1 tRNA gene is annotated in these 215 nt (G+C 56.3%); it reads left to right on the forward strand.

Annotated features, from left to right (window positions below):
- The first annotated feature begins 73 nt into the window (after nucleotides 1-73).
- A tRNA-Ala gene (locus XINFAN_RS20165) sits at nucleotides 74-149 on the forward strand.
- Nucleotides 150-215 lie beyond the last annotated feature (66 nt).

Below are 215 nucleotides of genomic sequence, written 5' to 3' on the forward strand. Positions count from 1 at the left end.
GGTGGTTAGAGCGCACGCCTGATAAGCGTGAGGTCGGAGGTTCAAGTCCTCCTCGACCCACCATCGCCTGCTCGGGGCCTTAGCTCAGCTGGGAGAGCGCCTGATTTGCATTCAGGAGGTCATCGGTTCGATCCCGATAGGCTCCACCAGAGTTCACATGATCATCAGCAGCATTTGCGAATGCTTCTGATCATCCTGTGATGGGATGACGATCC

Origin of the sequence: Pseudogemmobacter humi (assembly GCF_900609055.1) — a bacterium.
Taxonomy (GTDB): Bacteria; Pseudomonadota; Alphaproteobacteria; order Rhodobacterales; family Rhodobacteraceae; genus Pseudogemmobacter; species Pseudogemmobacter humi.